Raw genomic sequence first — 26,833 nt, 5'->3', positions numbered from 1 at the left:
TGCGCTAATCCAGAGAAATGCTGATCTGCTTTAAGGCAGCCTGCTGCTTTATGATCTCCTGCAGCTGGGCGATATCCTTTGCATTGCGGCTGGCCGTGTCAAGACTGTGTCTGCGCACCTTTAAAACCGTTTCTGAAAAAGCTTTTTTCTGCTCCTCATTGCTTAAAGACTCCTTCAGGCTGGCGTTAAAAAGAGCCGCCACCTCCCGGTACTGGTCGTCATCATTGATAAAACGGCTGAGGATCGCAGCCGGATTTAAACTGCCCTGCTCATGGCCTTCAAAGACCATCACCGCCACCTGATGATACAGCTCTTCCACAAAATCATCTGCGGTTATAACTCCGCGGATCTTATCAAACAGAGCCGGATCCTCGATCAGCCATGTTAAAAGCAGACGCTGGGAGCGGCGTATACCGTCTTCTCTTTCCGGACGGCGGCGGGATTTCGTTCCATCCCCGTTCCCTGTCCGACCTTCAGACACGCCTTTAAAGGAAGCCCCTTCATCCGGTGCAGTTTCTTTGTAGCCCCGTCCTCCCGTTTCTTCTCGGTAGCTGTCGCCTGCCTTTAATCCAAGCTGCATACCCATGCGGTTTACCAGCTGGCGCAGCTCATCCTCTTTAATCATATGCTCTCTGGCTACTGCCTGAAGATAATTGTCCCGCTCTAAGGGTTCCCCGAACTGGAGCAGCTTTCTGGCTGTTTCCTGATAAAACTTCGTTTTCTGCTCCGGATCATCCAGCGCATACTGCCGTTTCAGCACATCAATCTCAAACAGGAAGCTGTTTTTCGCCTCCAAAATCCGCTTTCTGAACGCATCCGGCCCCATCTGTTTGATAAATTCATCCGGATCCTTACAGGGGCTCATATTTAAAATTCTGGCTGAAAGCCCTGCTTCCCTGAGAATAGGAATGGCTCTTAAGGCTGCTTTTACACCGGCTCCATCGCTGTCATAGGTTAAGATCACCTGATCCGTATACCGCTTCAAAATCCCCGCATGCTGACTGGTAAAGGCAGTCCCAAGAGAGGCCACTGCATTGGTAAAACCGGCCTGATGCAAAGAGATCACATCCAGATAACCCTCGCAGATCAGCATAAACTTCTCCCTGGTGGTCCTGGCATAATTTAAGCCGTAAAGGCTGCGGCTTTTATCAAAGAGCCTGGTTTCCGGAGAATTTAGATACTTTGGCTCCCCTTCTCCCATCACACGGCCTCCAAAGCCGATCACACGGTTATTTACATCCATAATGGGAAACATGACACGGTTCCAGAACTTGTCCCTGCCGCCGCGTTCTTCTACGGTCACAAGGCCTGTTTCCTTTAAAAAGCTGTCCTCATAGCCCTTTTCCCTTAAAAACCGGTACAGGTCATCACTGGTCTTATTGGAATAGCCCAAACCAAAGCGCAGGATGGTCTCATCCGTAAGCCCGCGCTTTTCCTTAAAATACTCATATCCGGCCTTTCCCTGGGGCTGCTTCAACTGATAATAAAAATAATTGGCAGCCAGCTTGTTTACCTCAAGGAGCCTGGAGCGAAACTCTGCCTGTTCTCTGGCCTCTTTGCTGTACTCCATCTTGGGGAGACTGACCCCGGCCCGGTCTGCCAGAGCGGTAAGCGCCTCCTGAAAGGTATAGTTTTCGTATTCCATCACAAAGGTAAGCACATTTCCGCCCGCCCCGCAGCCAAAGCAGTAGTACATCTGCTTGCCCGGAGAAACGGAAAAGGAAGGCGATTTTTCATTGTGAAACGGGCACAGGCCGAAATAGTTAGCTCCTTTTTTCTGCAGTTTTACATATCCTGAGATCACATCCACGATGTCATTTTTCATTCTCACTTCTTCTATGACTTCATCCGGATAGTACATGCATCTTCTCCCTTCCGACTTGTTTTAGTATACATTCCACCGTTTAGGCACAAACAGCGCCTCAAACCGGTCAATGGCATAAATGTCACTCATTCCCGCAATATAGTCGCAGACCACCCGGGACTTTTTCTCCCCATTTACCATTAAAAGAATATACTCCATGGGAAGACGGTCCGCATGCTTCATATAATATTCATACAGTCTGGCGATCATCTCCTGGGCCTTGCTTTCTTCTGCCTTTGGAATGTCATTTCTATATACATGTTCAAACATCCACCGGCGCAGGCCCTTCATCGCCTCCTCCATATCTGAAGACATGATAATCTGAGGCTGATCCATACTGTTTAAAATAAGATCCCGTATCATACGGTTCAACCGTTCCCGCACACTGTTTCCAAGAACATCCGTATACTCCTTTGGGAGCTCCTCTTCTGCAAACATACGGGCACGGATCGCATCATCAATATCGTGATTGATATAGGCAATCTTATCCGACAACCGGACAATGGCACCCTCCAGCGTGGATGGATGGCCTGCGGTCCGGTGATTTAAAATCCCGTCCCGGACTTCCCAGGTTAAATTAAGGCCCTTTCCATCTTTTTCCAGAACCTCTACGATGCGGACGCTCTGTTCGTAATGGGTAAAGCCGTCCTCACAGATCTGATCTAAAACAGCTTCTCCCGAATGTCCAAAGGGCGTATGGCCCAGATCGTGTCCTAAGGCAATGGCCTCTGTGAGGCTTTCATTCAGACGCAGAGACTTGGCAATGGTTCTGGCAATCTGGGATACCTCCAGGGTATGCGTCAGCCGGGTGCGGTAATGATCTCCCTCCGGCGCCAAAAACACCTGGGTTTTATGCTTCAGCCTGCGGAATGCCTTACAGTGGAGGATCCGATCCCTGTCTCTCTGATACTCCGGCCGTATATCACAGAGCGGTTCTGCATGATCCCTTCCTCTCGTCCGGGAAGAAAAGGAAGCATATGGACTTAAGGTCTGTTCCTCCAGGGCCTCTAATGACTCTCTAACATTCATTCCGCACCTCTTTTCTCTTATATCTGCCTGATCTGTAAACAAAAGCACCGGCTGCGTCTTTTTGCAGTCGATGCTCTTATTATATCACAAATGTATTTGAATGAACAGCGCGGCTTTTCCCCTACATCTGCCTGTCCGGCACTACCGCTGCCTTGATCACATGATCTTTGCGGTTTTCAAACACATCATAGGCAGCGTCAATCTCTGACAGAGCAAACCGGTGTGTAATTAATGGTGTGGTATCAATCTTCCCCTCCCGGATCAGCGAAAGAATTTCCTCACAGTCACAGCCATCTACGCCGCCGGTTTTAAAGGTCAGATTTTTCCCATACATTTCAGGAAGAGGCAATACCTGAGGCTTGTCATAGAGAGCCACTATTGTTACAACTCCATTGGGGCGGGCACACTCCCAGGCCATGCGGAAGGTATCCTCTGTCCCTGCTACCTCCAGAACCACATCGGCCCCTCCATGGCGGCTTTCTCTCTTTACCGCTTCCCGGATCTGCTCTGGAGAAAGGATAATTACCTCTGGATAATGCTCCTTTATAAAACGGCGTCTGTCTTCATCCTGTTCACAGAGCAGAATCTTTTCCGGCTTCTTTAACATCACGCACAGCAGGGTACAGATGCCTGTGGGGCCGCCGCCAATGATCAGCACGGTGTCTTCTTCTGTAATTTCTGATATTCTGGCTGCCCAGAAGCCGGTCGCCAGCACATCCCCCACAAAAAGAGCCTGCTCATCACTGACCTCATCCGGAATTTTATTTAATCCCTGATCCGCATAGGGAACACGCACATATTCTGCCTGCCCGCCGTCGATCCGGCATCCCAGGGCCCAGCCGCCGTTTGGATCGGTACAGTTGTTTACATATCCATTTTGACAGAAAAAACAGGTTCCGCAAAACGTTTCCACATTTACCGTTACCCTGTCTCCCGGCTTTACCCCGGTTACATCTTTTCCTGTTTCTTCCACGATTCCCACCATCTCATGGCCCACTGTAATTCCCGGAACTGCCCGGGGTACAGAACCGTGCTTGATATGAAGATCACTGCTGCAGATGCTGGACATGGTAACACGCACAATCGCATCTCTTGCATCTGAAAGTTTTGGAACCGGTTTGTCAAGAAGTTTAAATTTTCCCTTTTCCACATAGGTATACGCAAGCATGAAACGACCTCCTGATATTTTGAAATAACTGCCTTCATTTTACCATACTGCCTGTGCTTTCGCAATCAAGAAGCCCTTGGGTTCCTGTATTCATCTGCCTGTAAACTCCGGTTTAAACGTTCAATGCTTCTGCCAGGGCCAGTATGGTAAGAGACTGTCCATATGTCATAGGAGCAATCAGGATATTTTTGTAATGTTCTGCATCCATCCCCATTCCTGTGCCTCCGGACACTTCAAGAACCGTTCCGTCTGAATCAATACGGTCTAAAATTCCCCGAATGGCCTTTACAGCGCATGGAAGATAGGAATCATCCAGTATGCCGCAGAGGATCTCCTTGAGAATCCCCGCTGTAATCGCTGCAGTACCTGAGGTTTCCACATAGCTGTCCGGGTCTGTGAGAACCGTATGCCACAGTCCGGTTTTGAGATCCTGAAGCTCCTTAAGCTTCTCCACCTGAGCCTTATAGGTATCTATGATAAATGTTTTTAAGCCTGCATTCATAGTACCCTCAAACATATCAATGTAATCCAAGATTCCCAGGGTAAACCAGTCTTCCCAGAACTGTTCTGTTTCCTCCAGTTCTTCTCTTCCGACATGGAACATTTCTTCCAAATGTAATTTTGTAAATGCACTGCTGGAAAAATATAGATAGATATCCCTAGCGCGCTCCTTTGCCGGCAGCACCTGATAATCCGCATATAAAGTCAGCAGCGCCAGATGTTTCATGTCTGTATGTATCAGATTATTTTCTTCCAGCATTTCCAGATCCACGTAGTCTTCGTACTCACTGTCTGTAGAAACAGACATTTGCCACAGCCATTCATATATCTCATTTGCTTCCTGATACCGTCTGTCATCGACACAATCCTCCGCAAACCGAATCATAGACATGATCTTATCGCCGATTCCCTGATTATCATAATACTCTGTAATCCAGTCTGCTTCCCAGTATCCGCTGGAGTAGTCTTCATACTCTTCTGTATCAAGGTAAAGCTCCCCTTCATCAATCTGATCCTTCCAATTCTGTATTTGTATCATTTTCTCATTCACAAAATCATCCGACATTCTCACTAACGCTGCCTGTGATTTCTTATTCCCAGGCTGTATTCCAGCCTCTTTAACTATCTTCTGGAATTCCTTTTTCTGTTTATCTGACAATAATTTCTGTACTTTAAAAATGATGTCCTGCAATTCTTTTTTCGATAAATTTTTTATATCTTCTTCGGTCATCTTAAGAAATCTCCCTTACTGTTTTCTTCCACAGCATTTCTTGTATTTTTTCCCACTGCCGCAGGGGCAGGGATCGTTTGGATATAAGATCAGCTTTTTCAACCGCCTTTGAAAAAGTCTCCAGTTGTGACTTTATCCATTCCAGATCTTCTGATTTTCCCAGTTTTTCTGCCAGTAATTTCGCCCGCCCGAATAGGAGTTCATTTTTAAACGTACATGCGACACCTATAACTTCCCTGCGAATAATTTTATAGGCTTCTTCTGCTCCTTTTTCTTCCTGAATACACCAGCTCCAGACATTCAGAGCATTCTGGTTATGCGGTTCCTCCTTTAGCCAGTCTTCAAACCACGTTCTCCCCTGTTCCGCTTTTCCTTCTGCATATAACTCTTCCCCGATTGCGGATTTAAAATTACTGCCATCATCAAAGCTCCAGTCCAGCATTTCCAGGATTCTCCGGCAAAATTCTACACGCTTTTCGTGTTCACCTGCATTTCCCAGTTCCATTTCCATATCCTGCAGCCATGCATCTATTGGATATTCATAGTCCTGAGATTCCATAAGTCCACTAATGCCTATTTTATATTCTGCCGTTTTAACAATTTTCTGAAAAATTTCCCATGTTTTCCACCATAACGGAATCATTTTTTCGAAATTTTGATCAACGAGGGTCTCATATCCTTCCTGAACCAGATTATCCCATTTGTTCCATTCTGTCAGAATTTCATGTGTATCTTCATAGTCAATACACTGCCGTACCATATTTTCTAATGCACCGGCATATCTTTGCTCATCATATGGTTGATTTTCCTTCATGACATCGTAAATCTCTTCTATTACAACAGCGCCAATCTTTTCTTTCGCTTCCTGTACAGAATATCCGGCAGCAATTAATCTGTCATAAGATTTGCCATTTTTTCTTCACCTCTCTCATAAAAGTACAAATAACAAACAGGCTTATAATGATATTATACTTGTAAAAGATAGGTCAATTCAATTCTTTCTTTGTAAGCGCAAAATATTGCTACGCTGCCCATGAATCACGCTTGCACCAAAATGATAGATGCAAGCGTTTTGCTCTATGTTTAGTTTTGACAGTTCGCTTTCGCAGTCTCGCTCCATGGGGCAAGCTGTTCCAGCTGTTCATCTGACATTTTAGCGTCTGGTCGCTGTGATAAGAGGTATGTCAGATATTTGTAGGTATTCAGGTCATTCGCTTTTGCCATCTCAACCATTGTATACACAATAGCGCTAGAGGCAGCTCCCTTCGGACTGGCACTGAACAGCCAGTTTTTCCGCCCAACAGTGAATGGTCTGATTGCATTCTCGCTAAGATTATTGGATAAACTGCAATGACCGTCTTCCAGATAGGTCATCAGGGTGTCTTTCCGATTTTGGGCATAGTTCACCGCTTTCGCCAAACGGGTTCCCTTGTTTGGACGCTGTTGATCCAGCCAATTCCAGAATGCCTCCAGTATCGGCTTCTCCTTTTCAAGACGGAACTGTTTTCTCTGCTCCGCAGTATGATTTTTTGCTTTTGAGTACCGCTCACAATCAAACAGCTTGGAGCAGAATTGTACTCCCTGCACCGCCGGAAGGCTGTAATCATACTCCTTCCCTTTCGGTATGGCATCTGTGAAATAACGTCTCACATGTGCCCAGCAAGAGCAGCGTTTGATATCCGGCAGATTGTTATAACCCTGGTATCCGTCGGTCTCCAGATATCCACGGAACCCATTCAGGAAAGATGCTGCATGGAACTTTGCCCTTGTCTCTGTGTAATGATAGAGCAGGATCGGCGGAAGCCCATCTTCTCCACTGCGGAAGAGCCACATCCAGGAATCTGTTTCAGGATTGCGCTCCGGCTCATTCAGTACCTGAACTCGAGTTTCATCTGCCATCAGATATTTACGCATCCGTAACTGACGGTGAAAATAATCATAAACATGACAGAGGTAATTCTCGGCACAGTAAATGATCCAGTTAGCAAGCGTAGCCCGGCTTAATGGGACACCCAGCTGCGTCCATTCCGATTCTTGCCGGTTTAATGGCAGACCATTCTGGTACTTCTGGTGCATTGCCCATCCTACAACAGATTCCGATGCATAACTTTCCGGGATCAATGGGTCCTGAACAGGCGCTTTGACAAATGTCTGCTCATCCGGGTGTTCCTCTGATATGGCACACTCCGGGCATTTATAGGTTTCACGATAGATATTTACTACTTTCCCTTTGGCAGGGGTAAACCGGAATTCATGGCGGACGAATTCTTTCCCAATACATTCCATCTGCGTTCCGCAGGTTGGACAGTTTCGCTCCTCCTCCGGAAGAGAAATGATCTCGTCGCAGGAAGGGATATTTTTAAAGAGATCCGCATGTGTCCGTCGTGCTTTTCGCTTATGTTCCGGAACAGTGATGTCATCAGGAAGTTCCTGTTTCCATGTCGGATCTGCTTCCTGCTCGGCTTCATCAAAAAGATTCAGCTGACCATCGATATCTTTCCGTTTTTCACTGGAAGTACCAAAGAGCTTCTTCGTGAGATATTCAATCTGCTGACGAAGATTTTCTTTTTCCAGACGGCCTGCTTCCAATGTTTTTTGTAAAGACTGGATCAGTTCTGTCTGTGCGGAAATCGTTTTATTCAGTTGGTTGATCATGTCCTTGTACGCAAGGATTTTTGAATCTTTTGAATTACCAGCCATATGTTTTCTGCTCCTTTTTTACTGCTCTTATTATACCATAAAAAGCAATGAAAAAGAAGCAGGACACCCAGTATTTATAAGGGATTGCAGATATGATACAGGGTGTGGAAAGCTCTCCATTTTTGTTGGTTGGCATAGAGATTTTACACGATCATTCCGTAGGTTTGAATGCTTTTGGTTGTTCGATTTCAAGACCGGACATGAGCCAGTCGAATTGCTGCCAGGTCAGTTGCTTTACTTCCAACTGATTTCTGGGCCAGCGGAATCTGCCCTGGACTTCCATACGTTTATACAGCAACACAAATCCGTCAGATTCCCAGAGCAAAGCTTTGATCCTGTCACAACGTTTTCCACAGAAAAGATAAAGGGCGCTTCGCCTTGGCTCCATATGGAGTTGATCCTCTACAATAGCACACAGCCCGTCAATGGATTTCCGCATATCCGTTCTGCCTGTTACGATATAGATTTCATCGGCGGCTGTGATATCCCCTAACATTCCAACTCCTTCACAATGCGAAGTGTTTGAGCCAGAAGCTGAGGATCTGTTCCATTTGGTATTGTTAGATGAAAACTTCCTACAGACAGCTTCATTGGTTCTGTTACGGAAAGGTTATTTCTTTCCGTAGTTACTGGAATCACATTTAATGGCTGTTCATATGGGAGCGGGTCAGTATCATGAAAATCCACTCTGACAACTTCCTGGCTTTCCGGTGCACGATAGCTGCATCCATACAACCTTTCTGACGCAGCCTTTTTACCCAGTTGTAAAAAGTTCCCGGTTTGATGTCGTGTTCCACACACCATTGATGATCTGTCAATCCACTTTGACGGCATTCCATGATGAGACGGTATTGTTTTTCGGCAGGTATTCTTTTGCTTCTCATGAGCACACCTCCATAAATCGGATAGAATAAAATGCTCGCATCTATCATTTCTAGCAAGAGAAGATGAAGTGAAATGCTTGCATTCTCTAATGATTATTATGGAATAATTTTTAGGGCAACACAATCCGTCGAATTATTTTGCGCTTACCTTTCTTTCACAAAAAGAAAAAAATCATTTCGGTATACTCTCCTCCACGCACAGTGCCCCCGAGGATGTCAAGTCATTGCTACAAAAAATATGCGGCTTTTTTGCCAAGAAAATGGCTTAAAACCGCATATTTCTGTATAGAGGACGTTATATAATTGTCACAAAGTGGGTGGGGAGGATGTAACGTTATTGTCACAAAACTTAATATTATCCATTCTATGCAAGCAACAGTACAGAGAATTCTCAAATCAGCAAATACGCAAATTTCCTATTAGCTTATCTCCCTCTTCTGTTCTCTGCATCTTAACTGCAACATGTTGAAACTTCATCACAGCGCCAACATCTACGCTAATAATATTATTTTCCCATTCTTTCTCTGGTGCTGGTGGCATTGGTTTTCCTAAAGGTGCAACCATTATTTTAGGATCTTCACTTCTATCTGTATTCCAAAATCCAGTACTCTCATACGTTGTATATGTCCTAATCTCATCAATATGTATTCCCAATACCCCTTCCAATGCACGAACATTAAAATAACTAGCACGTATTTTTTGTTTTATTTCATGCCATTTTTTGTTATCAACCTTACTCTTCATTTCAATAAGATGCAATATCCATTTCTCTTCCTTTTTTTGAAGCAAAACATGATCAACACTTCTTCTTAATTTAAATGGACTTTTTTTCTTAAGAAAATTGCACTTTCCTTTATGGTCATAATCCTCACTACATAAATTATCCCCTTGTACATCTACGTGCAATTTGCTTCTTCCTGTCTCACTTTTTTCCTCTAAACAATAGGAATTGCTAAAGGGCAGGAAAAAATTATCTTCTAAAAAATTATCAATTCCATACTGTATCCGTTCTTCAATCATTTATCAGTCCTCCTGAAATGCGTATACTTCCTCAACTATTTTTTCAAGAGCATTATTAAATGTTGGAACAACAAATCCATATTTTGTTGCCTCCAATGGTATCAATCTTGTTTTCCCACTATTTTCCGTAACAAACTGATACATTTGAATATCTTCTCTAGAAAGAAGATCTTCCTTTTTATATCCATATTCCTGCTGCAACTCATTGCTTCGTACATGATTTTTTAATTTCATCATATTATTTATATGTTGCAAAATGGTATCGCTATGAGTAGTAATCCATACCGGTATACCCAAATTCATCATATTAATAATCAGTCTAGCCATTTTTTGTTGTAACTCTGGATGTAAATGAGCTTCTGGTTCTTCAATAATCATTGCTTTAAAATTAATGCCGGATTTCAGTACCAAAAGTAATGGTGAAATTTCCGAAACAATAGATGATGCAACATACAATGGAATTTCTTTATCACTTCCCTCCGGCTGATATTGGATAACTGGTAACATATCTTTTTTTACTGACAAATTTCCTTTTGTCATATTTTTTTCAATATATTCAATTATGCCTGAATACTTTTTGCTATCTTTTTTATTAATTTCAAACTTCGTTATCAGCTGTAAGAAATCTACATATGGAAGTGTAAGAGTACTTGTATTTTCATGTAATTCTGCCGAAAAACTAATTTGTAACGAATTTTCAATCAGCTGCGAGTATGTAAGCATAAAGCCTGTTCTCGAAGCCGGAAGATAAATTGGCTCGCCAATTCTTCTTCCCTTTACAATTGGTGTATATAGTGGAGCAGCAATACCCTCCATTAATAAATTCCAACAAATATACGCATTCATCCGAAGCAACTCATCCCTATTAGGTAAATCTACTTCCGGAAATTTAATATAATTGTTTGTTACAGAATATCTAGATCCTGATTTTTCCCAGACAATTTTAATAGGTTTAGTTCTTTCATAATTAGTAATCTTTAATTTTTCAACCTCAACATCGTAATTAAAAATCTTTCTAACTAAAGACTTTTTTTGAGTATTTAACAATTCATTAAACCAATTTATATATAGTTCCATATCATTCTCAGATAATTCAATCTCTGTATTGATATGTGCTTTTAACCAATCTTCACACTGTTTATATACTCTGGCTTCTGAAGGCTTCTTGGGAAAAATATCTTTTCCTAATGTTAAAATCCCCCATAATATACTCATTAAATAACTTTTTCCACTATTATTATCACCCACAAAACACATCAACGGTGCAACAGTAACATCCGCACTTTTTATTTTTGCAAAATTTTCAACATGGAGTGTCCATTTTTTATTCATTCCAGTCTCCCTTCTCGTACATATTGCTCTTATATATTTCCCCAAATATACGCTTTTTATACTTTAATTATTCTTTTGTTTCTCATGAATTATATCCATTTTAATAGTAACATATGCACTTTTCTTTTTCAACAACTCCACTTATCACATTCTCTTCAAGTAGCGTATGGTATGCTCTCAACAATACTTAATTGTCTCTAGGATGTCATGTCATTGTCATACAGTATAAGAGCTCAACAATAATATTTACTCATCTCCTGTAGTATCAAAAACAACATTTCTTATTTCTATAAATTCATTTTTATTCTCACTAATTCTTTTCCACCCATCTACAATATCAGATTTTATTCCTCTTACATACAGTTCTTTCGCAATCTTGCAAGATATTATTCGACATCTTAATTTATACAAAGCTTCTTGTTCAGAATCTGTTTGTTTTATTACCGTCTCATCTTGAAGCTTTAGCAAACATACAAGTAAAGTCTGTATTTCTGTTTTTAAAACAATTTCATTTTTTATTATTGCATAACACAATTTCAATGCAGCCATATTGTGAAGTATTTCACTACTTATCACTCTATATATCGAAATCCTAAAAAGCATATTTGAACACTTCAACAACATGTCATTGTTTTGTAACTTAAAATCATTTATATAAAGTACATCATAAAAATCTTTAATCAACCCCAACTCTTGCTCATTACTTAACCAAATTTTATTTTGAAAATCTTCAAAATAAAATTTGCTATCATCAACAAAACATGCTTCTATCATGTCAATTGCAATGGAATTTTTATACAGCTCGCTTAAAGCTTCAAAATATGCATACACCTTTTCTTTTTCTGTCTCGGATAAATCAATATTTTTACTCTCACGTAAAATAATCAATCCCATGACAACTAAAAAGCTCTGACGAATTCTTTCACTAGCATTTGGTTGATTTCTCTCAACCCATGATTGGTTAGTTTTCACTAAATTCGTCAGCACTTCCAACGCTTCTTCCAGATTAATTTTACTAATATCTATATCATTAAGAATTCCTATTAAGTCTCTATAATTATTTCCTCCAGCCGAAAACATTTGCGTATTTGAATCTGATTTCATTCTTTTTAATGTATCTTCAAATATTTCTTTTTTATTTTTCTCATACTTTTGTTTATCCAACACATATAATATAGACTTATTTTCTAGTGTTTCTTCTTTTTCTAATACCTTACATAAATATCTCAAATCCTCCTCATTTAGTATAATAACTTGTGCAAGTATAACCAAACGATTCACTGCAGCTTGTCTTTTTTCATTTTCTGCTTCTTTTATTGTTTGTTTAATTTGGAAAAGTATCCTGTTATATATTTCAATATCAAGCACATATTTTTCTCTCGGTTTTGATATAAATACTATTGGATCGCAATAATCACTCATTCGATCTACATCCACCGGAAATTGTAGTATTTTCTCGATTCGATTTTCTTGATCTTGAAGTGAAAATGCTTCAAACAATCCTTTAAATATTTTTCGAATACCCTTGAAATTTGTTCGAACATTACTTAAGCACAAATCAAGAATTGAATCGAAAATTTCATCCAATATATTAATTGAACATTTATAACATAATCTCGCTATAATATCTGGAAGAACTACTGCTGACTGCTCATATATAGACTTTGCAAAAAAGAAATTCTCTGGCTTAACATTTTTCATCACAATCTGAAATATTCTTAAATATTCTTTCGCAATATCATCAACTTCTTCTTGTGATAACTCATACAACTTAACTCGTCCAAACATTAAATCTATATGTTTATTATCCTGTGCTATTAAAATTTGCATAAGGCACCAGTGTGGATAATATGGTGCTAATAGTTTTACTGTGCTGTGTAATCCTTTAGTATTAGTAACATTCTGCAACCGAAATGGATGACCTGTTTGTTCTAGAAACCTCAAATATTCCAGTGCATAAAACACATTTGTATTATCCCTTCCCATATGCATTGTATATGTAGAGGACAAATCGAAATTATCTTTTGTTTCAAAACTCTTATTACCTTTTTCTTCTGTATTTAAATATAAACAATACTTATCATTTTCATTCCACCAAGATACATCACTTTCATGTATACATTCTTCTGTCTCATCTACAATATTTCCTTGTCTGATAAAATTAATTAATGATACAATACTTTCTTCTATCGAAGACAAATATTCGTTTCCACTTGCTTTGACCAACTGTTTCCTCACCAAGGTAAGTACATCCGATAGGATTGCATCCGCTTTTGATATTTCTCCAATAAGTGCATACATATTGGCTTTAACCAAAGGCCAGTACATATCACCGTTTACCAAATTCCACGAATCCAGCATTCCCGCTAATTTTTCAGCTTGAAATCTAAATAGCTGTTTCCGACAATCGCACGCATATAAAAATTGCTTATTATCATAGTCTAAATATGCATCTTTTATTTTTTCATGACATGCTTCATACTTTTCCCATTCTGCCAACTCTCTATAAGAACGTAAGAGATGCAAATATATTACTTGTTCTTTGTATTCTAATTCTGTTCCAAAACTGTCAACTAGTTCATCCCCTTCTTTTTTCTCCAATACATTCAAAAACTGATCCACTACCTGAGAAAGAATCGGTCTTCCTGCGATATCCATAAACTTTACATATTCATACATATAGTTTACTTGATCTGTGAATGAAATATGTTCAAATTCATTCATATTATCGAGTTCATTTAATACATAACTTACCTTATTTTTCATTTTCCACGGTAAAAAAATCCAACCCGGATATGATTCATTTAATTTTTTCATTATTTCTGTTTTTTTCACAAAATCAGTATCATACTGTAAATGCAACTGTCTTAAATCAAACCAATTATCTTTTCTCCGCTTTTCTTCCACTCTTAATTTTAATTCTTCTAAAAAAGAATTCAATCTATCACCAATATTTTTGTCTGGCCATAGTTCTTGTAAATCAATAACAATAATATTACGTTCAAAAAGTAATTTACGTTTTGCCTCAGCAATATGAGTAACTGATACCATATATATCTTTTGCGAGCTACTCTTTCCAAGATTATCATGTATCCATCCAATCCACTTTATGAAATTAGGATCCTCACAAGAAAAACCTAACATGCAAAATACATTCTCTAATAATGCTTGCTGAACTGTATTAACCATTGCAGCAAACTTCACTGGATATGTTCTATAATCTTCTTCGGTAATTATAAATGGACGGTATGATGGAAACGAACCATGTAATTTTAAAATTCTGGGAGCATTGTTACTATTGACTAAATCTTCTTGGCAAATGACAACATTATATCGACGGTTTGTTACCTTATCTGCTGCACGCTCTAATAAAGTATCATAATTTGTAGTGAATACATCCTTCCATGGCATTTCCATTAACTTCACATACACTTCAGAAGGAGCGTATTCCAAATCCGGTACTGCATCTTTAATTATTTTTTCCAATTTGGGACGTCCTACCGTAATCTCTACCTCCTGAGCAAGCCTCAGAGAACTATTATATTGCTTCCCTGGCCCTTCTTTCCCATAAACTGTTTCATAAAACAAATCAGAAAGCTCATTCCAATTTAAGAATTTTTTATCTGTAATAGAAACCTTTTCAGCATTTTTTGAAAATCCAGCCCCTACCATCAATGCAGCATGATTCTCAGACAAAGCTTCTGCAATTTCTCTAATATAATTCATATTCATGTTCTCACCTTTCTTTCAACATAAAAACATTATCTAAATCTATATTTATTCTACCATAGCACATTAAATATTGTCATCGTGCTAATTTAAGTGCCCTCCATTCCACCTCCACTCTCCCGTCATCATACACATATATTCCCTGCACATATTCTTCCAGCATTTCTCGTGTCAACTTCTCATAGCCTAAATACTTCAACATCTGCTCCACCGGAACATTTTTTTTCATCAGAATTTCTTTCTCTCCGTTTATCAGTTCATCCAGTTCCTGTACACGTTTCTGCAGTCGTTCTCTTTCTTCTTCCAACTGCTTCTTTGCTTCCATGAACTGTTTCTGATTCATCTGTCCCTCATGATACTTCTCATAGTTCTGGCGGTTCTGAATCTTTATCTGCTCCTGACGTTTTTCACAGTCTGCACTTTCCGTCTTATAGGCTTCTATACTGTCCTCTTGCTGTTTTCTCATAGATTGCTGCATCTGTTCCTGGCTGATATTCTGGCGTAAATATGCCTTTATTTCTGCCAGTACGATATGCTCTAGCATTTTGTTATCCGCTTTCCCGGCAAAACACCCTGTATCTTCTTTTCCTTTACTGTAAGCACAGCTATAAAGAATATGACCATGAACCGGACTGCTTGAAGTCAGACTTCTATGACAATTTCCACACTTCACATAGCCACCTAATAGTGTTATCTCCCTGTCAAATTTGCTTTTTTTAGTGTATCTGATCTGCAGGGACTGTGCTTTCTCAAAGATGTCTTTTGATACAATCGGCTCATGGTGATTTTCCATCACTTTCCACTGATTTCTCGGCACTGGTACTTCTTTCCCTGTCCCTGGTTCTGGAATCTTTGTCTTTCCATAGACCATACAGCCTATATAAGTCTTATCATCCACAATCTTCCGTATCATATCACTCGTCCACTGCAATCCTCTTGATGTAGCTTTCTTGCTGTCTGATTTCTGTCGTCTGCTCATAGACTGCAAGGGAGTCAATACCCCCTCTTCATTGAATAACTTACAAATCTCCATCTTGGAATATCGCTGATTGGTCAGTTCAAATACTCTGCGAATCACTTCCGCTTCGTCCTCTACAATCACCAGTTCTTTCTTATTTTCTGGATTGATTCGATACCCATAAGGTGCAGAACCACAACAATACTCACCTTTTCCCCGTCTGGTGCTGACTGCTGCCTTTACCTTTACAGACTGATCTTTCACATAGAAGTCTGCGATCAATCCTTTAAACTGTACTTCGATGTCTGAACTCTTTCCTTTATAATCTTTAGAATCATATCGGTCTGAAATAGAAATGAATCGTACTCCCAGAAATGGAAAAATCTGCTCCAGATAAGTTCCCATCTCAATATAGTTTCTGGCAAAACGTGAAAAATCTTTTACCACAATGCACTGCACTTTGTTCTCTCTGGCAAGCTCCAAAACCTGCTTAATTGCTGGACGCTCCATACTAGAACCAGAATATCCATCGTCGTAGAACTCCTGAAATGGCATAGAATCCAGTTCCGGAATATTGGAAATATAATCTTTTACCAGTTTTCTCTGATTAATAATGCTGTTACTTTCTCCCTCTGAGTCATCTTCCATGGAAAGACGGTAATATCCAATAATCAGTTTCTGATCACTCATGTTCTACCGCCCCCTTAAACCCGAAATTAATTTCCAGTCTGCCATCACCATACAGATACATACTTTCAACCAAGTCCTCTGCAAGTTCCGCATTGATTCTGGTTGTCCCATCCAATTCCAGCAGACTTCGTAAAAATCTGGCTTCTTCTTTCTGCTGTTTTTCCAGCTTTCGTATGGTTTGCTCTAAAAACTTCTTTCTCTCTTCGCAAAACTCTTTCCAGCTATTACGGTCATCTTTCATTTCTATATAGGCTTCTTTGGAAAGTTCCCCCTCTTTATATTGCATAAATGCCTGTGCCAGTTTTTCTGAACGTTTTTCCATATCTACATCCAATTTTCTGATTTCTGTTTGAACTTCTTTGATTTTGGAAAGAAATACCGCACTGCTTATAGCAGACATATCCTTTTTCCGTAAGCCAGATAACTGAAACTGTCTGGTCAGCTCCGAGCGGACAATTTTCTGCAATTTTTCTTCAGAGATAGATTTATGACTACATTTCCTTTCATCCCGATACTGAGCAGCGTTGCAAAAATAATACACATTGCCTCTGTATCTGCGTGTACACATTTTCCGCTTGCAGTCTCCACAATAGAATACATTGTAAAATGCTCTTTCATCCTCTTCCCATCCTACCGTATTTTTTGCTGCTTTCTGTTGTGCTGCTTTTAACCTGACCCGTGCTTTGTCAAACAATTCTCTGCTGATAATCGGCTCATGAGCATTTGGCGTAATAATCCACTGACTTTCGTCCAGTATGTCACACCATTTTTCACCTCTTTGAAATCTGGATTCATATTTTCTCTGAACCAGATCTCCATAATAATTATTCCGGTTCAGTACTGCACGTATCGAAGAATTTCCCCACTGATGAAGGTTCTCTCCGTCCTGACAGTACACATGATGATATTGGTTATAATCTGAAATCCGATGTACCCTATCCTCAAACAGCCTGTCAATAATGCTCTGTATGCCATCTCCCGAAGCATATTCTTCAAAAATCCTGCGGACAATCTTTGCAGCTTCCGCTTCCACCATCAACTTATAAATTCCATTTATCTTTTCCACACAATATCCATATGGAGCTGTAGATCCCACATACTCACCATTTTTCTGTGCAATACGTTTCGCTGCCCGTTCTTTTGCAGAAATGTCTTTCGCATAAGCATCATTCACCAGATTCTTGATATTCATGGATAATTCCTGATTCTTGGCATCCGGTGCATAGGAGTCATAGTTGTCACATACAGAAACAAACCGCACTTTCATAAAAGGGAGAATCTTTTCCAAATAATTTCCGGTTTCGATATAATTTCTTCCAAATCGTGAGAAATCCTTTACCAGAATACCATTTATTTTACCTGCCCTGACATCATTCATCATCCGTTCAAATCCCGGTCTGTCAAAATTTGTTCCGGTTTTTCCCAAATCAGAATAAATATCATATACAGCAATCTCATACTCTCTGTCTGGATTTTCATTGTTCTTCTGAATGAATTCTTTTATCAGCGTAACCTGTGTTTCAATAGATTCTGACTTTTTTTCATCACTATCTACGGATAATCTGGCATAAATTGCAGCCATACATACCGGAATACCAGAAACTTTCTTCTCTGTGTTTTTCTTATATCTTTTTGCTGTTCTTGCCATTTATCCCACCTCTTTCCTGTACTCTGTCCTGTGTTCCGCATAAAACCGTCTTATGACTTTCATCTTCTCAATCATATCCTGATAGCGGATGTGAATTTTAATTTGCTTGTTCTCATAAATATAGATTTTATCTACAGTCAGTGCCAGCAATGTGCGATCCAGTTCTTTGATTTCCAGTGATTTCTTCCAGTCCTCCAACTGAACAGTTGCAGACACTCCACCCTCAAACATTTGCTTTACCAGTTTTTTCTGGTTTTCAATCATCTGCTCCAGTTCTTCACATTTTCTTCTGTAACTTTCCCGAAAATCATCGAACTCCTCTTTGCTGATCAGTCCCTCTTTCAAGTCATCACCCAAAGATGCTTTCAGGCTGTAATAACGGTCATATTCTTCCTGCAACTTACTAATCTGCGTATCATAACCGATTACCTGATCGTAACTGACTTTCATTTCACAAAGTTCTTCCATAATCATCTGATAGTCTACGAAAAGTGCCGTATATGCCTGAATCTCTTTCAATACAATCCTTTTCAGCACCTCTTCCGGAATACTGTGTCTGGTGCAATCTCCACCTTTATTTTTTGTCTGGCAAATATAAAAGGCTTTTTTCTTTCCCTTATACTGATTTACCCTGCGTATCATCGGTGTATGGCAATCTCCGCAAAATACAAAACCTGAAAAAAAGTTTGCACTGTCCGATGTTTTCGATGCCCTGCCATCATACTGAAGTAGCTTCTGCACCACATCAAAATCACTCTGCCTGATTATTGCCGGATGCGTATTTTCTACTTTCACCCACTCTGATTCTGGCTTATCCAGACGTTGCTTTACCTTATAGCTGATTCGTTCCTGCTTGCCTTGTACCATGTTTCCAATGTAAACCTCATTGGTCAGAATCCTTTTAATCTGCACTGCCGACCATTTCGGTGTGTCTGAGCTGTGAAATCCAGAATTATAATTCTCGCCATTTGCCTTTTTATATTCTTTTGGCGACTGCACATGACGTACATTCAGTTTTTCTGCGATTGCTCCAAGACTGAATCCATCAATTTTCCACGAAAATATTTTTCTTACAATATCTGATGCATAAGAATCAATCACCAGACAATTCTTATTCTCTGGATCTTTGCAGTAACCATACGGGGCAAACGCTCCAATAAATTCACCTTTTTCACGTTTGATTTTCTGGTGGCTTCGCACTTTACCGGAAATGTCCCGACAATAGCTTTCATTTACGAAATTTTTGATTGGAACTACAAATGACTTCTCTGAAAAATCTGCTGTTTTACTGTCAAACTGGTCTGTAACTGAAATAAAACGCACATTTAAAGCCGGGTAGGTCTTTTCGATCCATCGCCCGGCTTCTATATATTCTCTTCCGAATCTGGATAAGTCTTTTACAATCACGCAATTTACTTTTCCAGCTTCTATATCAGTTGTCATTCGTTTAAACTCAGGTCGATCAAAATTTCCTCCTGAGTATCCGTCATCCACATATATATCAAAGATCTGAATATCCGGCTGGCTTTTTACAAAGCTCCGAAGTAACTCTCTCTGATTTGCAATGCTGTTGCTCTCTGACTTCGCACCGCCCTCTTCCATATCATCTTTCGATAATCGAAGATACAATGCAGCATCGTATATATCTGGCATATTCATTTGCATCTGTTCCATTTTACATCGCTCCCAACTTACTTATTCCATTGAATTTGAAGTCAGAAACCATGTATCACGTTCATTTTCCCTGACTTCACATTAACATAACATCTGTAGCTTCGCAAGATATTTTTTCAAGACTTGCATCTAATACATCAACTCCGTTCTTTTTCTTAAATAATCACTGATTGCATCTGTAGCATCCATTTCTCCTGTCATTTCCACGACTACCACATACCCTTCATTCATGTGAGCATACGGCTGATCGCCAGATTTATCCAGAAAAGTTTCCACTTTTTCAGAAATAGCTTTATCCATATCAGGAATTAAATCTTCAATGTCCTTTAACTGCTCCAGATTAACACTGGAATCTATTACTGACTGATTCACCATGATGCTCACCTCTTTTCCAACATATTCTTTGTATAAGTCGTCCTATACCTACAATTTTCTCAATCACATCACCTTACCTTTCGCATTTTGTTCTCAAATTTTATCTATTACTATGGCATTGCATATTCTGTTCGGCGTGTTGGCTTCCATTCGTATAATCTGTTGTCAGCGTTACGTCCAACCTCTATCAGAATATTTCTGAATGCTAGCAGCTTCTTCGCAAACTTACCAGCCGTTTCCGGAGTATCTTCGACGCTCGCCAGTAAAATCATTTACAGGGTTATGGCATCTGTGGAATCAAATTATACAGCTCATGCAGTTTTCAAGGTACAAAAGAGAGTTTTTTGAATATCCTTTCACTTATTACAGCCTGGAAACACCAAAATGTTGTTCGCTTCAAAAAAACCTCTCACTAATAAAGCCTGACAGAAGGATTTTACCAACCTCATTTTGCAATAATTTGCAAAAAGTATTTATCCTTATCTGTGCATTCGCTTTCATGCGAACCTTTATCGTACTGTCATTTTAATTCGCATTTATGCGAATGTCAAGTATTTTATTCGCTTCAATGCGAATCTTTCTGTTTACATTCCTTGTTTTTAGTAGTAAAATGGATTTATCAAAAAGAAAGTTGGAAATCTGATATGACAATCGGTGATAAAATAAAAAAAATCCGGACATTCCGGAATATGACACAGGCAGAACTGGGGGCCGCCCTCGGTTGGGGCGATAAAGGCGCAAACCGTCTTGCCCAATATGAAACAAATTACCGGGTTCCCCGAAAAGATTTGGTAACTGAAATGGCTAAGATTCTGGATGTGAATCCACTAGCACTGCATGAACCTACTACTATGGATGCTTCTGAACTTATGGAAATTCTGTTCTGGATTGATGAATTTAATCCGACAGCTATCAATCTCTTCCAGTTAGAAACTTATCCAAGAGAGAAATGCAATTCCAGCGAAGATACCTCTGTCCGTTATCACGATTCAGATAACTGGCCTGCTCATCCACCTGTTGGTATGTGGTTCAATTATGGAGTTCTCAATGATTTTATGAAAGAATGGGTTCTCAGAAAAGAAGAACTGAAATCCTGTGAGATTACCAGAGATGAGTATTTTGAGTGGAAAATCAACTGGCCGCAGACTTGTGACGGATGTGGAAAATATGAGCCTAAGAAACAATGGCGCTCTGTAAAATCAGAACTCAGTGAAACTTAGCAAAACTTAAATTCACTGCATTTTTCCTCTTTGCCAAAAGAAAAAGCACTGTAAACCCAACGGTTTTCAGTGCTTTCAGACTGTAGACAAACTTGGTGTTGGGTGTTATGCCCAGCACCAAGTTTGTCTACAGTCTGAGCGATACCGCAGTATCGCCCTCTAATTTCTTAATATGGAATTTTAATTATTACCTGCGCACCACCAGTCTTTTTAGAATTGCTTAAAATAAGTTGCCCGTTATGTTGTTTGATAATGCTGTTTGTGATATAAAGTCCCATACCAAAGTGCATATTAGAAGTTCTGCTTTTGTCGCCCATAAAAAATTGTTCTTGTGCATGGTGTATAGCTTCTGATGTGAAGCCGGTTCCCTCGTCTGTTATGGATATGTGTAAAAAACGGTCTACCTTTTGTGTTGTTACATAAATTGTTCCCAGTGGTGGAGAATAGTCTACGGCGTTGCTTATCACATTCATAATTGCCCGTTCTAACAGAAGTTTATCCGTTTTGAATATACCCAAGTCAACTTCCTTTTCCATGTGCAGACAAATTCCTTTTGCAAGACATAAAGAGTTTGCCTGTGCTTCAATCTGTCCCATATAACCAGAAATATCAATTTCTTCCAAATGAAGCTGATACCCAGCAACAGTCCGGGAAATATCAATCAGCGTCTTAATATAAATGCTTATTTGACTGGAGCTTTCAGTGATATAATCTGCATATAGACGTTGTTCGTCATCAAGTTCCGTTTCATTTATCAAATCAATATTTCCTTGAATAACTGTCAAAGGTGTTTTCAAATCGTGGGCTAATGCTGCAATCTGTTCTCTCTGTAATTGTTCCGCGTGCCATTGCTTCTCTAAAGACATTTTCAGATCATCCCGCATTTTAGAGAAAGAAAGCAGAACATCTTCAAATTCTTTAATATTAGAATGGCCTATTTCAAAATCAAGATTTTGTGATGAAATTTCTTCGGTCGCGTTCATAATAGGCACTAATTGTTTTTGTAGACGCCTTGAAAAACGAATGGTTAATAGTATACATACAAACACGCAATTCAGAGCAATTAGAGAGTAAAGTATCATTTCCGGTGAAGGAAAATATTTGTTCAACCATGGGTTTATAAAGCGTGAACCAATATAGTATTGTAAAACAATCAATTCCTTATCCCTTGTAATCAGCAGAAACTGCTTTCCGTTATTTGCAGTATTAACACCATCGGTCGCATATCTTAATGCTGATTTCACATCATCATTTTTTAAGGAGGTTTCCAGTATTGTGTATGATTTATCCAGTAAAAGGTAATCACACCCGGGGGGCATATTTTCTGTTACATCTGCCAAATCAGGTGTTGAAGCAAGAACAGGAGCTATTGTTTTCACAAATTCTTCACTTTGATTAGCATAATTAACAATCCCCAAACTAGCAAATATCGTAAATATAAGAAATGGAGTGATTACGGATAATGCCAAACCGCCTATCAGCATAACAAGGTATTTTATAAAAGCTGTCCTTAATGTCGCTATCTTTGTTCCCATTTGTAACCTATCCCCCAAACTGTAATGATTGGCTGTACCCCCATCTTATTAAACTTTGCCCGTACATTTTTAATGTGAGTAGAAATTGTTGAGTTATCGCTGTCTCCGTCAATACTGAATACAGCCTCATAAATCTGTTCTTTAGAAAAAACCTGTCCTTTATTATTAGCAAGATATTCACAAATTAAATATTCGCTCTTTGTAAAGGGAACCGGGCAGTCATCAACCCGGATTTCTTTTGCGGATAAATCGACCTTAATATGTTCAAAAACGATTGTGCTGTGTTTTTCTCTTGTTTCCCGCCGCAGATGGGCGTTTACACGTGCCCGCAATTCAGCTATACGGAAGGGCTTTGTCAAATAGTCATCAGCTCCAATTCCCAAGCCAAAAGTGATATCGTTCTCCAATGTTTTAGCAGTAAGAAATAGTATGGGGCAATCCACAAGGGAGCGGATTTTTTTACAGAATGTAAAGCCGTCTGTGTCAGGCATCATAATGTCAAGCATTATCAAATCATATCGGTTTAAGTACTCTAAGGGAATCTGTGAAACAGATGGATATGTGGAAACGGTGTGTCCGTCTTTCTGCAATCCATTTTTTATCAATTCCAAAATAGGAATTTCATCATCTATAGCAAGGATATTTGCCATAAAATGCACCTCCTTTCACTCCGGTACTATTTAGCACCATCATATTATTTTGCAAATTTTACTGACATTTTGCCACTCGGTATTCAGAATTTACTTCTACTGCCACGGAATCAGTTCTATCTTTGTCCAAGATTTCATATATACCGCCTATTGTCCACTGCTCTCGTTTTTGTGAGCTCTTCTCTTTTCCGCTCCAATCAATATGATATAGTTCCTCTTTGGGAATTTGTAATTTTGTTTCACTATCAAATGTATAGGATTCAGCAATTATATCAATATATTCTCCAATATTTTCATCGGGAACGGTTTCATCTGTTATCTGATAAACTTTATCCCCACATAGCAACTGTGTACAATTTTGCGTATTTATTGTAAAATCTCCTTCTGCTGCTACCTCTACTTTTTGGTTGTATCGAAAAATAGTATCTTTGTCTGTAACAGAGCTATTAAGAATAGCTTTGTGGTAGCCTCCATTTGCGTCAACAATAAGCTCCTGCGTATTTCCAGCTTTGACCGTATAGACATTTAAAAATGGAATGATATAGGCGGCGTCTTGTTCTAAATCAGCAATATCAGCTAAAGTTTTAAAAGTGGCCTTTTCTGTATCCTGTTGAATCAGGATTTTCCCGTTTGAATCTATAACCGCAAGTTTTCTGATATAGCCAACCCATTCTCCAAGTTCTGAATTTGACAGCGTATCATCAAGAATGGTGAAGCTGTCTCCCTTGTAGGTAAACTGTGTCACATTATCCGTATTCAGCACACATTCTTCTTTGTCTTTGGAATATTCATCAATTCCCTTTTCCAAAATAGAACAGCCAGTCATACTTGCTCCCATCAGCAGAATAGCAACAACCAGTAAAATCATTTTCTTAATCATCGTTTTTCCTTCCTTCCCATTGTGAAATCCAAAAAGTCACTGCAATAAAAGCAATTATTGTAATAAGTCCCATTATAAAAACCTCATTTTTGTGTAGGGATAGTTTATCGTCTAACACATAATGGCTTAAATCAATCGCCCAAGCGAAAGGGATATACTTCCAAACTCCCGCTAAGACAATATTACTGTACATAATTACCTGTAGGCTTTCAAATACACCTAAAAATAATGACGGCCCAAGTCCAAATTTAAAGCCAATAAATAAATGGAAAATGTAAAGTATAATATTTCCAAAGGCAAGGACTATTATTGTTTCTAACAGCATGACATAGGGTGGATGTGGAATAAGTCCTTGTATTGCTACCAGTATAGAAAATAATAGCACCAAACTAATCAGTGAAAGAACGCCTCCACCAAAAAGGACAAGAAACTTTCCGCAGAAAATGGTTATCCTGTTTGGAACGGATAGAATCGGCTGTGAATGTGCGGTGTGATCTTCCATAAACGTATTTAACCCGGTAATTATGCTGATAAGAATTGGAAAAAACGTAGCTGTAATCTCAAAAATCAGCTTATATTTATTGTAGTCTGGCCGGAAACTGTATAAGCCAAAATAGCTTGTAAAAAGGATTGCACCGACTATCGGTACGAATATATGAATTGGTAATAGTGGTGTGTGGCGCAATTTTACCAATTCTGAACGAATTGCTCTATATAGTGTCATTCTATTTTGCCTCCTGTCTGCTAAAATTACCTGCACCCAGATAAGTAAGTACGAAAAAAAGTATGAATGATAAAATTAAAGATAATGCAACAGGTAATATGGAAACGTTAGGAGTGTCATTCAATGTTCCATTGATACCAATTCCCATTAGTGATTCCGCCAGCTTTGGAGCCCAACAATATGGACACAGCCACCATAAGGAGGTAGTTCCAAAAAAGCCGGGAAGAAAAATTCCAAAGGCAGTATTTACTGCAAGCGGCATAAACAATCCTATTTTAAAAATCAAGAATAAGCAAAGCGGAATCTGCCATATAGAAGCTATCATAATAGCAACACTGCCTATAAAGGATTGTCCCGGTGTGAAAATAACGGTTGACGGGGAGATAATATTGCTAACACATACCAACAATGCCAATATAAAAGCCGCAAATATCATTTTTTCAATCAGAATCAGATTTTTACTAATCCAAAATTTTTTCAGATTGATAGACATAGAATATACAGAATAGTATTTATCTGCACGTATTTCTTTTTGATTGGACAAATAGCAAAGAACTGTAATTGTTCCCGGAAGTAAAAAGGAATACCACCAATACAAGGTCATATATTGGAATCCAGTAAATCCAGCCATAAGCCAAGCAAAAACTGCTGTAATCAATGGGGCAATTATCAACAATTTATTGGAAAAGGTTCTTCTGAATTTTAAATGTTCTGATTTAAGGTATTTCATACTCTTACATTTCCTTTCTGTTCTTTTTCACAATATCCATGAATAATTTTTCGAGGTTTTCTTCGGCATGTAAAACACCCTCATACCCCAAGACGCCCTCCGAGATAATGCCGATATGGTCGGCAATCTGTTGTACTTCTGTAAGAATGTGGCTGGAAAGAATTACCGTAATTCCTTTAGAGGGGAAGGAACGAATCAATTCACGGAGTTCTTCTATACCAACAGGATCGAGGCCGTTTGTAGGTTCGTCTAAAATCAGCAGGCGGGGATTGTTTAAAATTGCAATCGCAATTCCCAACCTCTGTTTCATGCCAAGAGAAAATTGTCCTGCCCGTTTCTTTCCGGTATTCGTAAGGCCGACAATATCAAGCGCTTCATGGCAGCGTTTATCTGGTAAGCCGAGAAGCTCCGTCCTCACTTTTAAATTCTCGAATGCAGTCAGGTTCTCATAAAGAGGCGGGGTTTCGATTAAGGTTCCTATGTCATTCAAATCTTTTCGGCTCCAAGCGTGGCCGTCAAACTCAATGCTCCCAGATGTAGGCCGGAGAATCCCGGTAATCATTTTTAATGTGGTAGATTTTCCAGCTCCGTTTGGTCCCAACAATCCATAGACGGAATTTTTTTCAATATTCAGCGATATGTTATTTACAACTGTCTGCCTGCTGAATGATTTACAGAGATTTGTTGTTTTCAAGATTATACTCATATTTTACACTATCCTTTCTTTTGATTATGCTAAAAGGATAACTGCAAATTTTGAAGATTTCATAAAGAAAATAGAATTTCTTAAAT

General features: G+C 39.3%; 22 protein-coding genes. 1 reads left to right on the top strand and 21 read right to left on the bottom strand.

Features of this window, described 5'->3' with window-relative positions:
• Positions 1 to 4 precede the first annotated feature (4 nt).
• The 15 genes from dnaG to BN3656_RS09705 all read right to left on the bottom strand — a co-directional run bounded on the left by dnaG (position 5) and on the right by BN3656_RS09705 (position 20,302).
• Positions 5 to 1,861 (bottom strand): DNA primase, encoded by a 1,857-nt coding sequence (dnaG, locus tag BN3656_RS09775; RefSeq protein ID WP_066547305.1) that lies wholly within the window; start codon positions 1,859 to 1,861, stop codon positions 5 to 7.
• A gap of 24 nt (positions 1,862 to 1,885) precedes the next feature.
• Positions 1,886 to 2,893 (bottom strand): deoxyguanosinetriphosphate triphosphohydrolase, encoded by a 1,008-nt coding sequence (locus BN3656_RS09770; RefSeq protein ID WP_066547302.1) that lies wholly within the window; start codon positions 2,891 to 2,893, stop codon positions 1,886 to 1,888.
• Between the two features lie 121 nt (positions 2,894 to 3,014).
• Positions 3,015 to 4,061 (bottom strand): alcohol dehydrogenase, encoded by a 1,047-nt coding sequence (locus BN3656_RS09765; protein ID WP_066547300.1) that lies wholly within the window; start codon positions 4,059 to 4,061, stop codon positions 3,015 to 3,017.
• 112 nt (positions 4,062 to 4,173) lie between these two features.
• Complete coding sequence (locus BN3656_RS16855) at positions 4,174 to 5,292, bottom strand: glycoside hydrolase family 88 protein (protein WP_242962980.1); 1,119 nt, start codon at positions 5,290 to 5,292, stop codon at positions 4,174 to 4,176.
• 15 nt (positions 5,293 to 5,307) lie between these two features.
• Positions 5,308 to 5,394 (bottom strand): SEC-C metal-binding domain-containing protein, encoded by an 87-nt coding sequence (locus BN3656_RS09755; protein WP_081422924.1) that lies wholly within the window; start codon positions 5,392 to 5,394, stop codon positions 5,308 to 5,310.
• 981 nt (positions 5,395 to 6,375) lie between these two features.
• Positions 6,376 to 7,992 (bottom strand): IS66-like element ISRgn2 family transposase, encoded by a 1,617-nt coding sequence (locus BN3656_RS09750; protein WP_066547293.1) that lies wholly within the window; start codon positions 7,990 to 7,992, stop codon positions 6,376 to 6,378.
• Positions 7,993 to 8,143: 151 nt separating this feature from the next.
• A complete protein-coding gene (gene tnpB, locus BN3656_RS09745) occupies positions 8,144 to 8,488 on the bottom strand; it encodes an IS66 family insertion sequence element accessory protein TnpB (protein WP_066546197.1) in 345 nt (114 codons plus the stop codon).
• A gap of 145 nt (positions 8,489 to 8,633) precedes the next feature.
• Positions 8,634 to 8,876, bottom strand: a complete 243-nt coding sequence (locus BN3656_RS17100; RefSeq protein WP_347460928.1) for a transposase — start codon at positions 8,874 to 8,876, stop codon at positions 8,634 to 8,636.
• A gap of 396 nt (positions 8,877 to 9,272) precedes the next feature.
• On the bottom strand, positions 9,273 to 9,896 hold the full coding sequence (locus tag BN3656_RS09735) for a hypothetical protein (protein WP_066547291.1): 624 nt from the start codon (positions 9,894 to 9,896) through the stop codon (positions 9,273 to 9,275).
• A gap of 3 nt (positions 9,897 to 9,899) precedes the next feature.
• On the bottom strand, positions 9,900 to 11,228 hold the full coding sequence (locus tag BN3656_RS09730; RefSeq protein WP_066547287.1) for an AAA family ATPase: 1,329 nt from the start codon (positions 11,226 to 11,228) through the stop codon (positions 9,900 to 9,902).
• A 246-nt stretch (positions 11,229 to 11,474) separates the two neighbouring features.
• Entirely contained in the window at positions 11,475 to 14,960 is a 3,486-nt protein-coding gene (locus BN3656_RS09725) for an SIR2 family protein (protein ID WP_066547285.1), read from the bottom strand.
• Positions 14,961 to 15,033: 73 nt separating this feature from the next.
• Positions 15,034 to 16,605, bottom strand: a complete 1,572-nt coding sequence (locus BN3656_RS09720; RefSeq protein WP_066547284.1) for a recombinase family protein — start codon at positions 16,603 to 16,605, stop codon at positions 15,034 to 15,036.
• Entirely contained in the window at positions 16,598 to 18,253 is a 1,656-nt protein-coding gene (locus BN3656_RS09715) for a recombinase family protein (RefSeq protein WP_066547283.1), read from the bottom strand. Before BN3656_RS09715 ends, BN3656_RS09720 begins: the two co-directional genes overlap by 8 nt.
• The gene (locus tag BN3656_RS09710) at positions 18,254 to 19,927 is read right to left on the bottom strand and encodes a recombinase family protein (RefSeq protein WP_066547272.1); all 1,674 of its coding nucleotides are present in this window, start codon (positions 19,925 to 19,927) and stop codon (positions 18,254 to 18,256) included.
• Positions 19,928 to 20,056: 129 nt separating this feature from the next.
• Positions 20,057 to 20,302, bottom strand: a complete 246-nt coding sequence (locus BN3656_RS09705; protein ID WP_016286640.1) for a DUF6870 family protein — start codon at positions 20,300 to 20,302, stop codon at positions 20,057 to 20,059.
• A 644-nt stretch (positions 20,303 to 20,946) separates the two neighbouring features.
• Between BN3656_RS09705 and BN3656_RS09700 the strand changes: the two genes are divergently transcribed.
• Complete coding sequence (locus BN3656_RS09700; RefSeq protein WP_066547267.1) at positions 20,947 to 21,522, top strand: helix-turn-helix transcriptional regulator; 576 nt, start codon at positions 20,947 to 20,949, stop codon at positions 21,520 to 21,522.
• Between the two features lie 167 nt (positions 21,523 to 21,689).
• On the opposite strand, the gene BN3656_RS09695 is transcribed toward BN3656_RS09700, so the two are convergent.
• Genes BN3656_RS09695 through BN3656_RS09670 form a run of 6 tightly spaced genes read right to left on the bottom strand, consistent with a single transcriptional unit; the run spans position 21,690 to position 26,747 of the window.
• Complete coding sequence (locus BN3656_RS09695; protein WP_066547263.1) at positions 21,690 to 23,057, bottom strand: HAMP domain-containing sensor histidine kinase; 1,368 nt, start codon at positions 23,055 to 23,057, stop codon at positions 21,690 to 21,692.
• Positions 23,042 to 23,707 (bottom strand): response regulator transcription factor, encoded by a 666-nt coding sequence (locus tag BN3656_RS09690; protein WP_066547260.1) that lies wholly within the window; start codon positions 23,705 to 23,707, stop codon positions 23,042 to 23,044. The genes BN3656_RS09695 and BN3656_RS09690 overlap by 16 nt, the downstream gene beginning before the upstream one ends.
• A gap of 58 nt (positions 23,708 to 23,765) precedes the next feature.
• Complete coding sequence (locus tag BN3656_RS09685) at positions 23,766 to 24,587, bottom strand: NisI/SpaI family lantibiotic immunity lipoprotein (RefSeq protein WP_066547258.1); 822 nt, start codon at positions 24,585 to 24,587, stop codon at positions 23,766 to 23,768.
• Positions 24,580 to 25,311, bottom strand: coding sequence for a lantibiotic immunity ABC transporter MutG family permease subunit (locus BN3656_RS09680; RefSeq protein WP_066547255.1), 732 nt, complete (start codon positions 25,309 to 25,311; stop codon positions 24,580 to 24,582). The genes BN3656_RS09685 and BN3656_RS09680 overlap by 8 nt, the downstream gene beginning before the upstream one ends.
• A gap of 1 nt (position 25,312) precedes the next feature.
• Positions 25,313 to 26,041: a lantibiotic immunity ABC transporter MutE/EpiE family permease subunit gene (locus BN3656_RS09675; RefSeq protein ID WP_066547252.1), complete on the bottom strand. Its 729-nt coding sequence runs from the start codon at positions 26,039 to 26,041 to the stop codon at positions 25,313 to 25,315.
• 4 nt (positions 26,042 to 26,045) lie between these two features.
• Positions 26,046 to 26,747: a lantibiotic protection ABC transporter ATP-binding protein gene (locus BN3656_RS09670; RefSeq protein WP_066547249.1), complete on the bottom strand. Its 702-nt coding sequence runs from the start codon at positions 26,745 to 26,747 to the stop codon at positions 26,046 to 26,048.
• Positions 26,748 to 26,833 lie beyond the last annotated feature (86 nt).

The sequence above is a fragment of the Clostridium sp. AT4 genome (assembly GCF_001517625.2).
Classification (GTDB): Bacteria; Bacillota; Clostridia; order Lachnospirales; family Lachnospiraceae; genus Enterocloster.
Note: the sequence above shows the minus strand (reverse complement) of the source record. Positions and strands in the feature narration are given on the sequence as shown.